This window comes from Nocardia brasiliensis IFM 10847 (assembly GCF_000710915.1).
GTDB lineage: Bacteria > Actinomycetota > Actinomycetes > Mycobacteriales > Mycobacteriaceae > Nocardia > Nocardia brasiliensis_A.
Map to the genome: position 1 here is coordinate 59,754 of NZ_BAUA01000161.1, position 16,148 is coordinate 75,901.

The window sequence follows — 16,148 nt, forward strand, 5'->3', positions numbered from 1 at the left end:
GGACAAAAGGTGAACAGCGGACCAATTAGGTAACCCTCAGTTTGCCCAGCTACCGCTCGGCACGAACAAATGCCGCGCCCTGCGCATGATGCGGAGCAGCGCGGCATTCGCCGGGGTTCAGGCATTGACGGCGAGCGCGATGACGACCTCGTGCTCGGCCTCCGGCAGATAGTGCACCCGCAGGATGCGACCGACCTGCACCTGGCCGACACTGCTCGGGGCCAAAAACTTCTCCACCAGCGTGCTGAAGGTCGACCCGTCGGGCCTGGTCACGACCAGCCCGAGGGCGATCTTCGAATGGCCGTCGCGGATCTCGCCGGTCACCGAGAGCGACCGCACCACCGCCTGGGTCGCGATCCCCCGCTCGGCGATGTCGAGCTTGTGCCGCGTGGTGATGCCCTTGCGGATCATCGACTCGTTCATCGCCTGCTGCGCCTGGGCGGTATCACCGGAAAGATCCACCTCGACCTTGTCGGTGCGGTCCGGCAGGTAACGCACCGGCAGCACCACCCCAGGTTGCAGCAGAGCCAATTCCGTCAGCGGCACAATCATTTTCGCGGTTGCCACGAAGTTCTTCCCATCGGCGCCCTCGACGGCGAACTCGATCCGCACCTGCGGTTGATCGTTGACGGTCATACCCGTCTGACCGACCGACCTGATGGTGCCGAGGCCCAGCAGACCGTTGCGGAACGCCGCACTGTTACGGCCGGTGAACGCCGCGGCGATGCCCTCGCCGGTGAACGCGAATACGGTCGGGACGAGGGTGAGCGCGAGGATGGGCAGCACCATCTGCCAACCGAGCCAACCCATTCCGGCCGGTTCGTAGACATCGGTGCGGGCGTAGGTGAGGCCGTGCAAGACGTAGTAGCCGATGGCGAGCGCCCCGACCGCGACGGCGCCCCAGCGCAGGTATTTCATGATGCTCCTTCTGGATTCGAGCCCACCCCGTCGTCGGGGTCGTGGCCGCGACGACGGGGTGGGGCGGAAAGGGTTGGCGCCGTGGGCGATCAGCCGCCGACGATGTCCGAGCAGGCGAACGTGACGTCGAATTTCGAGGTCTTCGGGCCGGCCAGCGGGTTGGTCAGGTCGGGGGCGCCGACGCCCTCGCCGGAGATCTTGTAGGTGTTGCCGTCCTTGGTGAGGGTGGCCGAGCCGCCCGGCATGCCGTTGCCGAAGCCGATCGCATAGGGCTGGCCCGACTCGCCGCCCTTGGTGCCCGCGAACCCCACCGCCTGGACCGTGTCGGTGCCGGTGATGGTGGCACTCACCGACAGGTTGCCGTAGGTGGCGTTGGCGGTGTCGGTCAGCGCGAGTGCCAGCGTGCCCGCCTGCTTCGCACAGGTGGTGGTGAACGTCGCGGTGAGGGCCTTGCCGTCGACCGAGGCGGTCGACTTGCCCGCCGGCGCCGGGTTGCCCTGCGCGGACGGCGTGGCGGCGGCCGAGGACTTGGCCGGGCTGCTGCTCGCGTCGTCGCTGCATCCGGTGACGAACAGCGCGGTAGCGGCGGCGGCGGTGACGAGGACGGCGGTGACGGACTTGGTGTTCATGATGCTTCCTGACTGTCTGTGGAGGGCTCGGTGCCTTCCTGGAGTTCGGCCGGCCCGGTGTGGCTGGGCCGATACGAGAAAGGTAGGAACGGTTCGCGCCCTACCGATCCCAGGTTTGCGCCGGTCCGAATCCGACAAATGTCCGTTAACCTGGTCGAATGCGACGACCGCGCGCCATGGTGCTCGACGAGGTGTGGCGCAAGCTCGACGGAGTGGAACCGCTCAGCGGTCCGCACGGCGGGCCGTTGCGCCGCACGGTGAAACTCGTGCTCGATCCGCTGGTGATCCGCCCTGTGCAGCATCCGCTCTGCGCCGGGCCGATCCTCAGCGCCGACGGTGCGGTGCTGCTCGCCACCCGGGTGCACGCCGCGGCGGATGTGCTGCGCGCTACCGCGGCCTGGTTCACGCTGCTCAAGCAGGTGCGCCGAGCCTTGCGGATCACCGAGGGGAATCCGCAGGACCTGTACTTTCAGCGCTGCTTCGAACTGGCGACGACGACGGGCCCGCCGGACCCGGTGCGCGACCGCGCGGTCGCCGAGGCGACACTGCGCGATGTGCACGATCTCGCGGCAGGCCGGACCACCCAGGCCCTGAAGGAGTACGTCGCGCAACGCACGACCGAACTCGCCGGATTGATCGAAATCGCTTGGCGGCGCAGACCGTTGACCGGTCCCGCGGGCGGCGACCACACGGCCGCGATCGTCGGGCTGCTCGATGCGTGCGCCGCCGCGCGGCAGGGGCAGCACCGGGACAACGGTCAGGAAACGCTGGACCGGCTCGTCGCCGCACACGCGGGCACGCACGCCGGGATCCGGCTGTGGCAGGACGAATCCGACTGTTCCGCGGGCGAACTCGGGCTCACGATGCATGCCGTACCGCGGCCGCCCGAGGTCGGCGTCTCGGCCTCGACGGCCACTCTCGGTTTGCCGTTCGACCGCACCGTTTACGAGCGCGTGTTCACCGCGCTACAAGCCTCGACCGAACGCGCCGATCTACCGCCGATTCCCGAGCTGGTGCGCACCGAGATCGCCCGAAGTTGTTCACCTTGGGCGTTTCTGGACGAATCACTGCGGGTGGCGGCGACCATCGGTGTCACGCTGGCACACGGTCTCGCGCCGATCGGCGGGCAGGGAGCCCGCGGTCCGGAAGCCGCGGCGCACCGCGTGATCAACAGCCGATGGCGACGGGAAGCGTATGTGCTGCAAGCTCGGCGGCTGGTGATCCGTAGCGCCGCCACGCCGCAGCCCACCGGACCGCTCGCCGCCATCGCCGCGGATTTGTCCACACCGTGGCGGCCCTACCTGCGCCGGCTGTGGGTTCGGCTGCACGGCCGAGATGTCCGCGAGTTCGCGGTCTATGACCCGGACGAACTGTGGGATCTGCTCGACGGTGTCGCTCGCTCGGTCATTCTCGATCACCGCACCAGGGTCAAACAGGCGTTGAGTGTCATGGCGGCCGAGCCGGATTCGACCGAATCGAGGGCGAGCTGATGAACGATGCGGTGCGCATCCACCGGACCGGCGACGGGCTCGTAGTGGTCGCCCCCGCCGGCGCGCCGACCGTCCTCGACGCGGCGGCGCGACTGGACGTGACCGTGCTCGAGGTGCTGGGCGGGCATCTGACGTGGCGTCTGCTCGACGGCGGACCGCTGCCCGCCGCGGTGCTCGATCGCGCCGACCTCGCGCAGGAGTGGTTGTGGGCGGTGTTCGGCGAACAGATCGCGCTCGCCGTCGAAGCGGGTGCCGACGTCGAACTGCCCGCCGCCCCCGAATTACCGGAACTGGTGCTGAGTGCGTGGCGGCTCGGCTACGCGCACTGGGCGGTCCGCTGGTGGCCCGCGTCCGTGCTCGACGGGATCGCTCCGCTGGACGAGCGGCTCCTGTTCGACGAGATCGCCGTGCTCAGCGCCGAATGCGAGATGCTCGTCGACGGAGCCGATCAGGCGGTCGAGGAGGTGGACCTGCCGGTGTACGTCGGGCGCGCCGAGGATTACGCGTTGGCCGCCGGACCCGCCGCCGCGCCGAGCGGCGCACTGGTCCTCGCCCGAGGCAGCACCGGCTGGGATTGGCGCTGCTGCCCACCCGGCCTGCTCGACGCCTCCGAACGCGCGATCTCCTGGGAAGTCCGGCGCGAGGGCGGCCGCACCACCGTCTCGGTGCGCGCCGTCGCCGCCCCCGGCCTGCCCGCCGAAGTCCCCGAACACCTGCACCCCCACGCGGCGATCCACACTTCCACAGGAACCGTCGAAACAGCCTTGGCACTGCACGGTGACCAGTGGACCGCCGAGGTCGCCGCGCCCGATACCGCGGATCCTGCTGTGCGCGTGGTGGTTTCAGTACCGGGCGTAGGCGATGTCGACTATGGCTGGGGCGGTGCCGAGTCGGACAGTGGATCGAGCGGCGCTGCACAGGGTAACCCCGGACCAAGCGGCAGCGAGTCCGGCGGGACCGCCTCGAGCAACGCCGGGCAAGGTGGAAGTGAGCCGAGCGGCGGGTCGGGCGATGCGGAGATGCGCCGCCGCATCAGGGATTTCGCCGCAGCGCGCCTGCTGCGCGCGACCGACCCGGACGCCGCCCCCCTGGCCGCCGAAACCGCAGCCGCCGCTTCGGATTCGGACTTCTGACATGGCCGAGACGACACCGGACGACGGGCGTGCGCTGCTGGCGGCCGGGGCGCAGGCGTACACCCGCGGTGATACGGCCGGGGCGCTGCGCATCTTCGAGGATGCCGCGCGGACCACGACCGGGGATGTGCGGATCGGGGCGATCGTCAACGCGGCGAGTATGGCGGACGAGCTCGGGGAGCATGCGACGGCGTTGCGGCTTTATCGGGAGGCGTTGGCGGCCATGCCGCGGGACGCTCCGCGGTTGCGGCCGAACGCGCTGGTCAATATGTCGCAGGCACTACAGCACCTCGGCGAACTCGATGCCGCGCAGGAGGCTTTGGAGCAGGCGCGCACGCTGCTGGCGGCGAGCACCGATCCTGATCAAGGCGTGCTCCGGGTCGCCTGTTTGCTGTCGCTGACCGCCGTCGCGCTGCACCGGCAGCACTGGGCCTACGCCGCGGAGCTGGCACGCGAATCACTGGACGCGGCACAACGGTTCGCGCCCCAGCTGGCTGGACATCCGCTGATGAACCTGGCCGCCACGTATTTCGAGACCGGGCGGCGCGAGCTGGCCATCGATTTCGCCCGCCAAGCTCTCGCCGCGTTCGATGCCGTCGGCGACCGCAATGCCGTCGCCGAAACCCAGCAGAATCTCGCCACCATGCTGGTCCGGCTGGAGCGCCTGGACGAGGCCGAGCCGCCGTTGCGGGCCAGTCAGGAGTATTTCGAACAGGCGGGGCTGGGCTACCGAGCGGGTATCGGGCTCAAGACCTTGGCCTTCCTCGCCGAGGGCCGTGCGGATCTCGCCCAGGCACAGGACCTTTACCAGCGCAGTCTGGCCTGCTTCGTCGAGTCCGGCGCGGTCCTGGACGCCGCGGATCTGCGGATGCGGTTGGCGACCGTGGCTTTCAAGAGCGGTCGAGTCGCAGAATGCGAGGCACTGCTCGCGCACGCCTTCAGCGCCTACGCCGAACGCGGTCTCGGACTGCACTGCGCCCAACTCGACTACTGGTACGCGACGCTGCTGGAAGCAGCGGTGGCCGCTACGGAGTCACCCTCGGCAGAGCTGCTCGCCCGAGCCGTCGACGTGGCCGTCCCGGCGGCGCTGGCCATCGACGCGGTGCGCTACACCCTGCCCAACGGCAATCAGCGAGACCAGTGGAATCGGCAGATCGCCGACCCCGCCATGCGCTTGGCGTTCCGCTTCGCCTACCTTTCCGGCAACGGCTTACTGCTCGCGGACTTGATCGAAACCCAGTGCGCGGGAACCACCTTGAACGTCGACCGCGCCGAAGACACTGGCACCGCGCGATTACCGCTGGAATTGTTCGAATTGCCCGCCGAGTCGGCGGCGCATCCCGGCGTAGACGCACTACAGCTCGGTGCCGCGCTCGCCGAGGTGGCGGCCGAGGCAGGACTCCCGGTGTCGCCGCCGCCGCGTTTGGCGCTGGCGGCGGAGGGCCGGATCGCGTTGGATCCCTACATCGCCGCCGCCGAACAGCGATACGGCCGGTCGATCCGAGACAGCAAGGTGCTCACCGTATGACGCCACAGCCGACGGTCCTGGTGCGCATGGCGGACGCGGGCGACGTATATATGTCGTGGCGCTGGCCCGACGGCACCGCCGCCCGCGGCGCGGCCATGCTGCCCGGCGAAGCGGTGCTCGACGCGATCCGGCGACTGGCCGACGCGCTCCCGCGCCCGCAACAGCCGGGTGGACTGGAACATGCCATGACGACCGGCCCGTTCGCCGCACTCGATACCGAATACGCAGTCGCCCAGGCGCTTTCCCGCGCACTGCTGCCACAGGGACTCGCCGCCCAGTTGTACGAGCTGTATCGGCAGGGCATCAGACCGCATATCCGCCTGCAACCGTCGCCGCGAGTGGCACAGGTGCCGTGGGAGCTCCTCGCACCGGCACCCGAGCTGCGCCTGATCGATATCGCCGACATCAGCCTGCTGGCTCCGGCCGGTATCGTGCAGGCGCCGGGCCGCACCGCCCGCAGTTGGGCTCGGACACGGCGCGGACCCGTTGTCGCCGTGCTCGATCCGCGCGTTCCCGGCTTCCGCGCGGACTCGATCTTGGGCTCGGTGCTCGGCCGGATGCCCGAGGCCGCCCCGCTCACCCGGCGTATCGCCGCCTACGCGGAGCAGGGGCGCCTGCTGCCCACGGTCGGTGCGCCGACCGAGATCTTCCGCCGCACGGACCTCGATCGCACCTGGCTCAGCGCGACCCTGCGCGCCGGCGCGAGCAGGCTGGTCTACGTCGGCCACGTCACCGCCGCGCCGCCCGAGTCGGGCCAGAGCGAAGCCGCACAACTCCATCTGGCCTGCACCGCGGGCACACTCGGTTTCGCCGCGCCCGATCGCACCCATCGGCCGTTGTCCGCCAAGGACTTCCTGCTCGGCACCCACACGCTGAGCGCGGAACCCGAGAACGGCCGAGACCTTTGGCCGATCCCCAGCCGGGTCGCCCTGATCGCCTGCGAGAGCGGCGGCGACATGCGTTTCACCGAGGCGCTCGGCCTGACCGCGGCCATGATCAACGGCGGCGCCGAGCTGGTGACGGCGAGCCGCTGGCCGCTGCCCACCGATCTCGCCTTCCACCGGATCGCCGGCGCCCCGCCGGACGCTCATCCGCTCCAGCAGGCGATCTGCGCGATAGACGCCGCGCACGAAGCAGAAGACCCGGTCAGCGCGCTCGCCGAATGGCAACGCGCGCAATTGAACCGCTGGCGCAGCGACGGCGCGATCGAGCACTCGCCGCTGCTCTGGTCGGCCTTCGCCACGCTGCGGGCTTAGGGCCTAGGTCCGGCCGCGGACCGTCCGGACCACCGTCGGATCGACGCCGAGCACGTCGAGCATCTGCGAGATGGACATCGCCTGCACCTCGCCCGCGTAGTCCGGCCGCGACGCGTCCGCCAGATCCGCGTACTGGTGCAGCCGTTCGTAGTCGGCCATCGTCATGATCACCGCGATCTCGGTGTCGCCGTCGGTGACGACGGCGTCCGCGCCGGTTGCCACCACTTCGCGGACGACCGCCGCGACGGCCGGCGGCAGTTCGTGCAGAGTGCGCGTATTCGAGTTGGGCATGCTCCGCATTCGGAGCGGCGTGCCCCCTTGGATCGGCGTGTCACCGATTCGTTAACACAATCGTCCGGCTCGCCCCGGCGACCGGGGCACGTGCTCGCGAAAAGGTTGTCGGGCGAAGGTGTCCCGGCTCAGGACCGATGGGCGAGCAGGTGCCGCATGATCAACCGGGCCAGGTCTTCCGGGGCCTGCTCGGGGATCCAGTGCGAGACGTCTTCGAGCATTTCGAAGCGATAGGGACCGGTGACGTATTTCTCCGTGGCGAGCGCGGCGGTGGAGCCGATGACGCTGTCCTCGGTGCTCCACACGTACAGCGTCGGCACCGTGACCTCGCCCACCCGGCCCGACAAATGCGCGGCCCGATACCAATTCAACGCCGCCGTCAGTGCTTCCGGCTGACTGAGTCGCTCCACGTAGTGGTCGACGCGCTCCTCCGGGACCTTCCATTCGAAGAGCCGCCGCAGGCCGATGGCACCGTCGGCGAGCAAGGCGCGCTCCGCGGTCCGCGGCTCGCGCAGCCGCGCGACATATTGAGACCGCAGCGCTTGGTCCTCGTCCTCTTTCATCGCCTTCAGCAGCGCGCCGGGATGCGGTTGCGAGACCGCGGTGAACGTTCGCACCCGCTCCGGATGTTCCGCCGCCACCGCCCAGCCGACGTACCCGCCCCAGTCGTGGCCCACCAGATCGAAACGCTGCCAACCCAATTCGTCGGCGATCGCAAGCACGTCGCCGACGAGCTCTTCGACCCGGTACTCGGCCGGTCGTTGCGGCCGCACCCCCGCGGAATACCCCCGCTGGTCCGGTGCCACCACATAGCACCCGCCACCCCCGAGCGTATGCAGCTGGAACTCCCATTCGATGGCCCCCTCCGGAAACCCGTGCAACAGCATGACTTCCCGTCCCCGCACGTCCCCGCAGGTCAATGCATCGAACGTCCCCGCCCGCGTAGTAATCTCCGTCGCCTCGATCACCACCCGACTCTAGATCCTGCACCCCACTCCGCCGCAGCCCAGCGCCTCGCGGCGGCCCGGTAGTGGAACAGTTCCGTGGACCGTACGGTGATGTCGTGGGTACCGGACGCGAAGGACGACGCTGGTGACGAATGACCGTTTCGCATCGCGAGGTGGCTTCATCCGACGCGTTCTGCTGCACCCGGACGCCGTCACCGACGACTACCCGTTCACGTTGCCGGCCGTGCGGTATCTGGCCGAGTCCCAGGGTTTGCCATTGCCGCCGGGAGTCACGTTCCTGGCGGGCGAGAACGGTTCGGGCAAGTCCACTCTGCTCGAGGCGATCGCGGTTGCGGCCGGATTCAACCCGGAAGGCGGCAGTCGAAACTTCCGGTTCGCCACTCGCGCCAGCGAATCGTCGCTGGGTGACCAGCTGGTCCTGCAGCGAAGCATCCACAAGCCGCAGACGGGCTTCTTTCTGCGGGCGGAGTCGTACTACAACGTGGCTTCGGAGATCGAACGACTCGATCGCGGCGGCGGTCCGCCCCTGTTGCCCGCCTACGGCGGCGTCTCACCGCACGAGCGCTCTCACGGAGAATCGTTCGTCGACCTGGTGATGCATCGCTTCGGTCCGCGCGGGCTGTATCTGCTGGACGAGCCGGAGGCGGCGCTCTCGGTTCGCGGCTGCATGGCGGTGCTCGCGCGTTTCGCAGAACTAGCAGAACAGGGCAGCCAGATCGTCGTGGCCACCCACTCTCCCGTGCTGCTCGCACTCCCCGGCGCGACCATCCTCGAGATCTCCGACGACGGCACGATCAGCACAGTGGACTACGACGACGCCCTCCCGGTGCGCCTCACCCGCGACTTCCTCTCCGCCCCAGAAAAGTTCCTGCGCCATCTGCTGCCCGACGACAGGTAGCCGAAAGAGCGCGGCGCCGTCACCGGCAGGGCGGGAAAACGGCTGTGCGGAACGAGGATCCGCTTGATACGGTGGCGCAGAGGGTTGGATGTCTATGGTTCGAAAGATCGTTGCCGCGAAAGCGCTCGGTTTTCTTGCCCTCGTTTCCGTTTCTACCGCGCTGGCAACGCCGGACGAGAGCGAACCCGCGCGGACAACGGTGCGCATCGAAAACACCGCCGATATCGACCGGGATCGGGTGGTTCGCGCCTTCGATACCGAACGGGATTGCCGATCCGCCTCGGCGGCCTATCGCCGGCCCGGCAACGTACCCATGTGCGTGCCACACGAGACGAAGACCAGCGCAACCCTGTGGCTACTGCTGGTGTACCACCTGTGACCCGGGCACCCTCGCCGTTGTAACCGAAGCTCGGCTCGGCCGAGCCCGCGAGGACCGGGCTCGGCCGGTTCGCGGGCGGGCGAACTCAGTGTTCGTCGTAGTGGCCGTTGTGGGCGGCGTGGCGGTGGCCGTCGTGCAGGTAATCGACGTGGTCGCCGTGTTGGACGGACTCGTGGCCGCAGCCTTCGCCGTGCTCGTGGGTGTGGTCGGCGTGCTCGGTGTGGCCTGACGGTTCGCACTCGTCGTAGTGGCCGTCGTGTTCGCGATGCAGGTGACCGTCGTGCGCGTAGTCGACGTGGTCGCCGTGCTCGACCGCGGTGTGCCCGCAACCGGGGCCGTGCGCATGATCGTGCTCGGTGTGCTGCATATGCGCTGTCGTCATCAGTTCTCCCTCTTTCCCAGCCTGGACAGATGGAACTTGTGATCGCCAACACATTAACAGGTGCGCATCAATGAAGGTTGCTGGGGGTGCGCCGGCCCCCGCGGAACCGTGGCGTCCGACGCGCTGCAGGAACGCGGACGCCACGGCATCGGAGACGTTAGAGCACCTGCGACAGAAAACGCTGTAAGCGTGGCGTCTGCGCGTTGTCGAACAGCGCGTCGGGCGTCCCGGTCTCCACCACCTGACCTTCGTCCATGAACACGACGCTGTCGGAAACCGTTCGGGCGAAGCCCATTTCGTGGGTCACCACGATCATCGACATACCGCCCGAGGCCAGGTCGGCCATCAGCGCGAGCACACCCTTGACCAGCTCGGGGTCCAGCGCCGAGGTGGCCTCGTCGAAGAACATCACCTCCGGCTTCATCGCCAGCGCGCGGGCGATCGCGACGCGCTGCTGCTGCCCGCCGGACAGGTTCGCCGGCCGCGTGTCGACCTTGTCGGACAACCCGACGATCTCGAGCTGTTCCACCGCGAGCGCGCGGGCCGCCTCTTTGGACAGCCCGCGCAGCTTGCGGGGGCCGAGCGCGACATTGTCGGCCACGCTCTTGTGCGGAAACAGGTTGAAGTGCTGGAACACCATCCCGATGCGCTGGCGCAGCTTGTCCGGGTCCTCGGTGAGCACCGACTCGCCGTCGAGCAGCACATCGCCCTGGTCGGGCTCGTGCAGCCGGTTCAGCACGCGCAGCAGTGTCGATTTGCCCGAGCCGGACGGGCCGATGACCGTGGTGGTCTTGCCCGCGTCGACGTGGATATCGATCCCGCGCAGCACGTGGTTGTGCCCGAGCGTGAGATGCAGTCCGGTACCGGTGAGAGAAGCACTCATGGGTCTAACCGCGCCCTTCCGTGATCGTGGCGGTCTCGACCGGGTCGATCGGCCGGTCCGGCCTGCCGGTGCGCATCCGGCGGTCGATGTAGTTCACCAGGTGCGTGAGCGGGATGGTGAGCAGCAGATAGACCAGGCCCGCGGCGACCAGCGGGGAAAGGTTTCCGGTCTGGGCGTTCAGGTCCCGGCCGACCGCGAACAGCTCACGCTGGGTGGCGAGCAGGCCGAGGAAATAGATCAGCGACGAGTCCTTGATCAGCGCGATGAACTGGTTCATCAGCGCGGGCAGCACCCGGCGCACGCCTTGGGGGATCACCACCAGCGTCATCGCCTGCCGGTAACCGAACCCGATGGCGCGGGCCGCCTCCAGCTGGCCGGCCTCGACGGACTGGATACCGGAACGGAAGATCTCTCCGATATAGGCCGAGGCCAACAGGGCCAGCGCGACGGCGCCGAGCCAGTACGGGTTGTTCCCGGTCACGTTGCGCGCCACCGGCCCGATGCCAAGGCCGATCAACAGGATGATCACCACGGCGGGCAGGCCGCGGAAGATGTCGGTGTACACCCGGGCGGGCCAGCGCAGCCATCGGGTCCGGGAGATGCCCGCCACCGCGAGCAGCATGCCGAGCACGGTGCCCAGCACGCCCGAAACCACCGCCAGGATCAGGGTATTCGGCAGACCGGTCTTGAACAGGTCGGGAAAAGCCTTGCGGTACAACGACCAGTCGAAGAACGTGTCCTTCAGTTGTTGCAGTGTGGATTTCGGCGCGTTCTGCGCGGTGTCGTCCGGCTTCTGCTGAGCGGCGAGGGCGGCGAAATCGGGAAGTTGGGGCAGCGGCGCGGCTTTGGAGCCCGGCTGCCAGCCTGGCGGCAGTTCGCGCGGCACCCAATCCTGGTAGAGCTTGGCGTAGGTGCCGTCCGCGATCACCGCGTCGAGGCCGCTGTTGAGTGCGTCGATCAGCGGCTGGTTGTTCTTGGCCACCGCGTAGCCGACGAAGTTGTCCAGGCTGAAGGTGTTCTGCGACACCGTCATTCCGTCGCCGGGCTTGATCGCGCCCTCCGCCTGCGCCGACGGCGCGACCCAGGCGTCGACCTGACCGGACTTCAGATTCGCGTAGGCTGTGTTGTAGTCGGGGAACTTCACCGGATCCAGGTGCAGCGTGTTGACCACGAACTCGTCCTGCACCGTGCCCTGCACGACGGCGATCCTGGTGCCGCGGTTCAGGTCCGAGAACCCTTTGATCGCACTGTTGGCCGGCGCGACCAGCGAGAAGTAGCCGAAGTCGTAGCCGTTGGTGAAGCCGACCAGTTGCCTGCGGGCATCGGTGGTGGTGATATTCGACGAGCCGACGTCGAAGCGTCCGCTCGCCACCTGCGCCAGCAAACCAACGAACTCGGTGCCCGAGAACTCCACCTGCAGACCGAGTTTCGCGCCGATCGCACGCAACAGTTCATTGTCGAAGCCGGTGAAGGCGCCGCTACCGTCGACGCAGATGCTCGGCGGCGCGTCGGAGAGCGTGCCGACGCTGAGCTTGCCCGGAGTGATCAAGCCGAGCTTCGAGACGTCGATCGCGGACACCGGCGCGGTGGTCGCGGTGGTGTATTTGTCCGCGCCCGCGGTCTGCGCCGAGGCCAGATTGGTCGGCGCGGCCGAGGCCGCGCTCACCCCGGGCGGGGAACACAGGTTGCGCTCCGAGGAAGCACCATCGGAGCCGGAACCGCACGCCGTGGCCGCGAGACCGACGGCGAGCAATATCACGGCGATCAACGCACGAGACCGCACAGCGGGCAGACCAGCCATGATGGACAACCCTAGCGGCGCGCGGGTTGCTAACCCGCAGCTACCCCGGCGGCGCCCGGAACGGGACAAGTCGGACCAGGACCGCACGGATTCGGATCAGCGTGATCCGAATTCCGGCGCGCCACGACAGTCCCGGACCGGCAATCGGGCTCCGACCGGGCGGAATCGGTTCAGGCGAGCCCGCTGACCTGTTCCGGGTTCACCTCGTCGCGCCAGCGGATCGCGCGTTCGGCCTCGCTCAGGTCGTAGTCGGGCCCGTCGACGCCGATAGTGAAGGTGGACACACCCGCCGCGACGAAGGCGGGCGCCTGCGCGAGCCCCGGCCACTGCACAGAGCGCTCGATCCGCGCGTCGTCGGTGCCGACGGCGCCGCAATGCTCGGCGAGCACCTTGTTCTTGTGCGCGAGTTCGTCCAGACCGGAGAAGCTGTGCCACATATGCGCGTACTCGGCGACCAGGCGCAGCGTCTTACGTTCGCCACCGCCGCCGATGAGGATCGGGATCTCTCGGGTCGGCGCCGGATTGAGCGCACGCAGCCGGGCGGTGAGCCGCGCCATGTTCTCCTTCAACAGCGCGAGCCTGCTGCCCGCCGTGCCGAAGTCGTAGCCGTATTGGTCGTAGTCCTTCTGGAACCAGCCCGCGCCGATGCCGAGGATGAGCCGGCCGTCGCTGATGTGGTCCACCGTGCGCGCCATATCGGCGAGCAGATCCGGGTTGCGGTAGCCGCCGCCGGTGACCAGCGCGCCGAGCTCCACCCGTTCGGTCTGCTCGGCGATCGCGCCGAGCATGGTCCAGCACTCGAAATGCGCGCCTTCGGGATCGCCGGTGAGCGGATAGAAGTGATCCCAGTTGAAGACGATGTCGACGCCCGCGTCCTCGGCACGGCGCACGGCGTCGCGGATGAGTCCGTACTTCGGGGCGTGCTGCGGCTTCAGTTGGACTGCGATCCGAACCGGCCGGTTCATCCGTGCGCCCCGATGATTCGCTCACTCATGACAACGCTCCTCCTCGACGTCGGCGGCAAGTCCCCCGACCGAGGCTACCCGCGGCCGGCGGACCGGCGCAGCGTTCAGGCGCGATGCGGCTGGACGGTGCTGCGGTCGGTGCGCAGGTCAGCACCCGGCGCCCACCGCCGCGACCAGCAAGAGTTCCCCAGGAGATGCAGGCAGGCAGACCGACGGCGGCGGCCGTGGACAGCGACGGCGGTCCTGCCCAGGGGAAAGACGGTGGTTCAGCGCCGGATGTCGTAACCGCGGGCGCGGGCGCACGATCTCGGCGGCCATCAGCACGGCGTGCCCGGTCAGGTTGCGGCCCAGCACGATCAGCGCGACGATGCGCCACAGCCGTGTATGCCGCCGGTCAACTGTTGGGCCGCAACGAGTTTCGATGCGTCCATGGCCGAGATGGCCGATGCCGAGCGATCGATCTCACCGGTGCCGAGCGATCGATTCCGCGCGAACTCGAGCATTTCGAGCAGGAATCGCGCAGAACCAGTAATATCGCGGGTCAACCCTTACTCGGATCGTCCGGCACGTTCCTGCCGGTGATGGGAAGTGATTTCGCATGGCCACAGTGACCTTCGACCGCGCGACGCGGCTGTACCCCGGCTCCACCAAACCCGCCGTCGACCAGTTGAACCTGGAGATCGAAGACGGTGAATTCCTGGTCCTCGTCGGCCCTTCCGGTTGCGGCAAGTCGACCTCGCTGCGCATGCTCGCCGGTTTGGAGGACGTGAGCGACGGGCGCATCCTGATCGGCGCCAACGACGTGACGCACGCCGAACCCAAGGAACGCGATATCGCGATGGTGTTCCAGAACTACGCGCTCTACCCGCATATGACCGTCGCCGAGAACATGGGCTTCGCACTGAAACTGGCCAAGGTCGCCAAGGCGGAGAAGGACAAGCGCGTGCTCGAGGCGGCGCAGCTGCTCGACCTGGAGCCGTACCTGGACCGCAAGCCCAAGGCACTGTCCGGTGGTCAGCGCCAGCGCGTCGCGATGGGCCGCGCCATCGTGCGCCAGCCCCAGGTGTTCCTGATGGACGAGCCGCTGTCGAACCTGGACGCGAAACTGCGTGTGCAGACCCGCACCCAGATCGCGCAGCTGCAGCGCCGGCTCGGCACCACCACCGTGTACGTCACGCACGACCAGGTCGAGGCGATGACCATGGGCGATCGCGTCGCGGTGCTGAAAGACGGTCTGCTGCAACAGTGCGCGACCCCGCGCGACCTGTACCAGGATCCGGTCAACGTGTTCGTCGCCGGGTTCATGGGCTCCCCCGCGATGAACCTGTTCACGCTGCCGGTCTCCGGTGGGACCGTGTCGCTCGGCGGCCATGAACTGCCGCTGCCCCGTTCGGTGGTGGACGCGGCCGAGGGTTCGGTGTCGGTCGGCATCCGCCCCGAGCACTTCGAACTCAACGGCGCGGGCGGCGGTATCGAGATGGAGGTCGACGTGGTCGAGGAACTCGGCTCCGACGCCTACATCTACGGCCGCACCACCTCGCAGGGCAACGCCGCCGGGGAAACCATTGTGGCGCGCGCGGATTGGCGTAACCCGCCGTCGAAGGGCACCCGGGTCCGGCTGTCCACCGACCCGGTGCACACGTACTTCTTCTCGGCGACCGATGGGCGTCGACTGAACTGAGTCCGGTGGTGCCGCCGCACCGGCAGATCGGCGCGGCGGCAGCAGACCGGATCAGCGAGGCGTCAGGCCGTGGGCCAGACGCCCGGCGCCGAGCAATCCCGGCGCCGAATCCGCAAGAGGCCCAGCCAGGTTCGAGGCTGGGGGCTGATACCGCGGGCCGAGGCCGACGGCGCGGGCCGAAGCTGATGCCGCGGGTTGAGGCTGATGCCGCGGGTTGAGGCTGATGCCGCGGGCGGACACGTCAGAACGGCAGTGGCGCAGGAGCGGTGTGCGGCACGCATGATCGTTTCCCGCACCACTTCTGCGTTCGCACACCCGCTCTGGCGTGGTGGGAAGACGAACGGGGTGTGGGAAGACGGAAAGGGTGCGGCAGGGTCGGAGGGGTTGGGGCTTCAGGGTTTCGGGGTGCGCTTGGGCCGTTTGGCGGCGAGGTAGTCGTCGTTCAAGCGGACGCCGAGTTCTTCGAGTGCGATCTCGCGGCCGGATTCACTGCGGACCTGTACGCGCACGGGTGCGCCCGTGGCCTCTTCGACCAGGAGCAGCGGCGCGGGACCGGGCTGCAGATACGCGTCGCCCCACTGCATCAGCGCGAGGACGGCGGGGAGCAGGTCGCGGCCCATCGCGGTCAGCACGTATTCGTGGCGGGTGCGTTTGCCCTGCTCCTGGTAGGGCTGCTTGGTGAGCAGGCCCGCCGCGGTGAGTTTGCGGAGCTGGCTCGCCGCGGCCGCGTCGGTGATGCCGACGCGCTGCGCGAAGCCGTCGAATCGGGTGGTGCCGTAGTACGCCTCGCGCAGAATCAGGACGGCCGAGCGGGTGCCGACCAAATCCATCGCCTTGGCGATCGAGCAGTCCGTCGTCTGCCACGCGCTCAGATCGGCCAACGGGCCTTCCATCACTGCTGCCATGACCGACATCATAGCCGAGCTGACTTGCCTCAACTATTGCC

General features: G+C 68.5%; 16 protein-coding genes. 7 read left to right on the forward strand and 9 right to left on the reverse strand.

The window, feature by feature from the left end:
- Positions 1-117: 117 nt before the first annotated feature.
- Positions 118-921 carry a hypothetical protein gene (locus NBRGI_RS31420; RefSeq protein ID WP_029900865.1) on the reverse strand — a complete coding sequence of 268 codons (804 nt, stop codon included), beginning with the start codon at positions 919-921 and terminating at the stop codon, positions 118-120.
- A gap of 86 nt (positions 922-1,007) precedes the next feature.
- Positions 1,008-1,547 carry a lipoprotein LpqH gene (locus NBRGI_RS31425; RefSeq protein ID WP_029900810.1) on the reverse strand — a complete coding sequence of 180 codons (540 nt, stop codon included), beginning with the start codon at positions 1,545-1,547 and terminating at the stop codon, positions 1,008-1,010.
- A gap of 176 nt (positions 1,548-1,723) precedes the next feature.
- Between NBRGI_RS31425 and NBRGI_RS31430 the strand changes: the two genes are divergently transcribed.
- The 4 genes from NBRGI_RS31430 to NBRGI_RS31445 are packed head-to-tail and all read left to right on the forward strand — an operon-like array spanning position 1,724 to position 6,954.
- Entirely contained in the window at positions 1,724-3,037 is a 1,314-nt protein-coding gene (locus NBRGI_RS31430; RefSeq protein ID WP_029900811.1) for a hypothetical protein, read from the forward strand.
- Positions 3,037-4,170 (forward strand): hypothetical protein, encoded by a 1,134-nt coding sequence (locus NBRGI_RS31435; RefSeq protein WP_029900812.1) that lies wholly within the window; start codon positions 3,037-3,039, stop codon positions 4,168-4,170. The genes NBRGI_RS31430 and NBRGI_RS31435 overlap by 1 nt, the downstream gene beginning before the upstream one ends.
- 1 nt (position 4,171) lies before the next feature.
- Entirely contained in the window at positions 4,172-5,698 is a 1,527-nt protein-coding gene (locus NBRGI_RS31440; protein ID WP_029900813.1) for a tetratricopeptide repeat protein, read from the forward strand.
- Positions 5,695-6,954 carry a CHAT domain-containing protein gene (locus tag NBRGI_RS31445; RefSeq protein WP_029900814.1) on the forward strand — a complete coding sequence of 420 codons (1,260 nt, stop codon included), beginning with the start codon at positions 5,695-5,697 and terminating at the stop codon, positions 6,952-6,954. The genes NBRGI_RS31440 and NBRGI_RS31445 overlap by 4 nt, the downstream gene beginning before the upstream one ends.
- A gap of 3 nt (positions 6,955-6,957) precedes the next feature.
- Here the strand turns inward: NBRGI_RS31445 and NBRGI_RS31450 are convergent, their stop codons facing one another.
- Together NBRGI_RS31450 and NBRGI_RS31455 are read right to left on the reverse strand one after the other, a co-directional pair.
- The gene (locus NBRGI_RS31450) at positions 6,958-7,245 is read right to left on the reverse strand and encodes a hypothetical protein (RefSeq protein WP_148311011.1); all 288 of its coding nucleotides are present in this window, start codon (positions 7,243-7,245) and stop codon (positions 6,958-6,960) included.
- Positions 7,246-7,373: 128 nt separating this feature from the next.
- On the reverse strand, positions 7,374-8,213 hold the full coding sequence (locus NBRGI_RS31455; protein WP_029900816.1) for an alpha/beta fold hydrolase: 840 nt from the start codon (positions 8,211-8,213) through the stop codon (positions 7,374-7,376).
- 124 nt (positions 8,214-8,337) lie between these two features.
- Here NBRGI_RS31455 and NBRGI_RS31460 point away from each other — a divergent pair, with 124 nt between their 5' ends.
- Both NBRGI_RS31460 and NBRGI_RS47750 read left to right on the forward strand, forming a co-directional pair.
- Positions 8,338-9,111 (forward strand): AAA family ATPase, encoded by a 774-nt coding sequence (locus NBRGI_RS31460; RefSeq protein WP_029900817.1) that lies wholly within the window; start codon positions 8,338-8,340, stop codon positions 9,109-9,111.
- Positions 9,112-9,205: 94 nt separating this feature from the next.
- Entirely contained in the window at positions 9,206-9,490 is a 285-nt protein-coding gene (locus NBRGI_RS47750) for a hypothetical protein (protein WP_148311012.1), read from the forward strand.
- A gap of 85 nt (positions 9,491-9,575) precedes the next feature.
- On the opposite strand, the gene NBRGI_RS31470 is transcribed toward NBRGI_RS47750, so the two are convergent.
- The 4 genes from NBRGI_RS31470 to NBRGI_RS31485 form a co-directional block, all read right to left on the reverse strand.
- The gene (locus tag NBRGI_RS31470) at positions 9,576-9,872 is read right to left on the reverse strand and encodes a hypothetical protein (protein WP_029900819.1); all 297 of its coding nucleotides are present in this window, start codon (positions 9,870-9,872) and stop codon (positions 9,576-9,578) included.
- A 157-nt stretch (positions 9,873-10,029) separates the two neighbouring features.
- Positions 10,030-10,755, reverse strand: coding sequence for an amino acid ABC transporter ATP-binding protein (locus NBRGI_RS31475; protein ID WP_029900820.1), 726 nt, complete (start codon positions 10,753-10,755; stop codon positions 10,030-10,032).
- A gap of 4 nt (positions 10,756-10,759) precedes the next feature.
- Positions 10,760-12,556, reverse strand: coding sequence for an ABC transporter substrate-binding protein/permease (locus NBRGI_RS31480; protein WP_029900821.1), 1,797 nt, complete (start codon positions 12,554-12,556; stop codon positions 10,760-10,762).
- Between the two features lie 170 nt (positions 12,557-12,726).
- On the reverse strand, positions 12,727-13,521 hold the full coding sequence (locus NBRGI_RS31485; RefSeq protein WP_029900822.1) for an LLM class F420-dependent oxidoreductase: 795 nt from the start codon (positions 13,519-13,521) through the stop codon (positions 12,727-12,729).
- Positions 13,522-14,119: 598 nt separating this feature from the next.
- Here NBRGI_RS31485 and NBRGI_RS31495 point away from each other — a divergent pair.
- Positions 14,120-15,202 carry an ABC transporter ATP-binding protein gene (locus NBRGI_RS31495; RefSeq protein ID WP_029900823.1) on the forward strand — a complete coding sequence of 361 codons (1,083 nt, stop codon included), beginning with the start codon at positions 14,120-14,122 and terminating at the stop codon, positions 15,200-15,202.
- Positions 15,203-15,594: 392 nt separating this feature from the next.
- Here NBRGI_RS31495 and NBRGI_RS31500 read toward each other — a convergent pair whose 3' ends face one another.
- On the reverse strand, positions 15,595-16,119 hold the full coding sequence (locus tag NBRGI_RS31500; RefSeq protein ID WP_081878312.1) for a winged helix-turn-helix transcriptional regulator: 525 nt from the start codon (positions 16,117-16,119) through the stop codon (positions 15,595-15,597).
- Between the last annotated feature and the right edge of the window lie 29 nt (positions 16,120-16,148).

Excerpts from the sequence above, each read along its gene's own strand:
- NBRGI_RS31500 (WP_081878312.1), bottom strand. The coding sequence starts at position 16,119 with ATGATGTCGGTCATGGCAGCAGTGATGGAAGGCCCGTTGGCCGATCTG.
- NBRGI_RS31435 (WP_029900812.1), top strand. The coding sequence starts at position 3,037 with ATGAACGATGCGGTGCGCATCCACCGGACCGGCGACGGGCTCGTAGTG.
- NBRGI_RS47750 (WP_148311012.1), top strand. The coding sequence starts at position 9,206 with ATGGTTCGAAAGATCGTTGCCGCGAAAGCGCTCGGTTTTCTTGCCCTC.
- NBRGI_RS31495 (WP_029900823.1), top strand. The coding sequence starts at position 14,120 with ATGGCCACAGTGACCTTCGACCGCGCGACGCGGCTGTACCCCGGCTCC.
- NBRGI_RS31485 (WP_029900822.1), bottom strand. The coding sequence starts at position 13,521 with ATGAACCGGCCGGTTCGGATCGCAGTCCAACTGAAGCCGCAGCACGCC.
- NBRGI_RS31450 (WP_148311011.1), bottom strand. The coding sequence starts at position 7,245 with ATGCCCAACTCGAATACGCGCACTCTGCACGAACTGCCGCCGGCCGTC.
- NBRGI_RS31475 (WP_029900820.1), bottom strand. The coding sequence starts at position 10,755 with ATGAGTGCTTCTCTCACCGGTACCGGACTGCATCTCACGCTCGGGCAC.
- NBRGI_RS31445 (WP_029900814.1), top strand. The coding sequence starts at position 5,695 with ATGACGCCACAGCCGACGGTCCTGGTGCGCATGGCGGACGCGGGCGAC.
- NBRGI_RS31440 (WP_029900813.1), top strand. The coding sequence starts at position 4,172 with ATGGCCGAGACGACACCGGACGACGGGCGTGCGCTGCTGGCGGCCGGG.
- NBRGI_RS31480 (WP_029900821.1), bottom strand. The coding sequence starts at position 12,556 with ATGGCTGGTCTGCCCGCTGTGCGGTCTCGTGCGTTGATCGCCGTGATA.
- NBRGI_RS31430 (WP_029900811.1), top strand. The coding sequence starts at position 1,724 with ATGGTGCTCGACGAGGTGTGGCGCAAGCTCGACGGAGTGGAACCGCTC.
- NBRGI_RS31470 (WP_029900819.1), bottom strand. The coding sequence starts at position 9,872 with ATGACGACAGCGCATATGCAGCACACCGAGCACGATCATGCGCACGGC.
- NBRGI_RS31425 (WP_029900810.1), bottom strand. The coding sequence starts at position 1,547 with ATGAACACCAAGTCCGTCACCGCCGTCCTCGTCACCGCCGCCGCCGCT.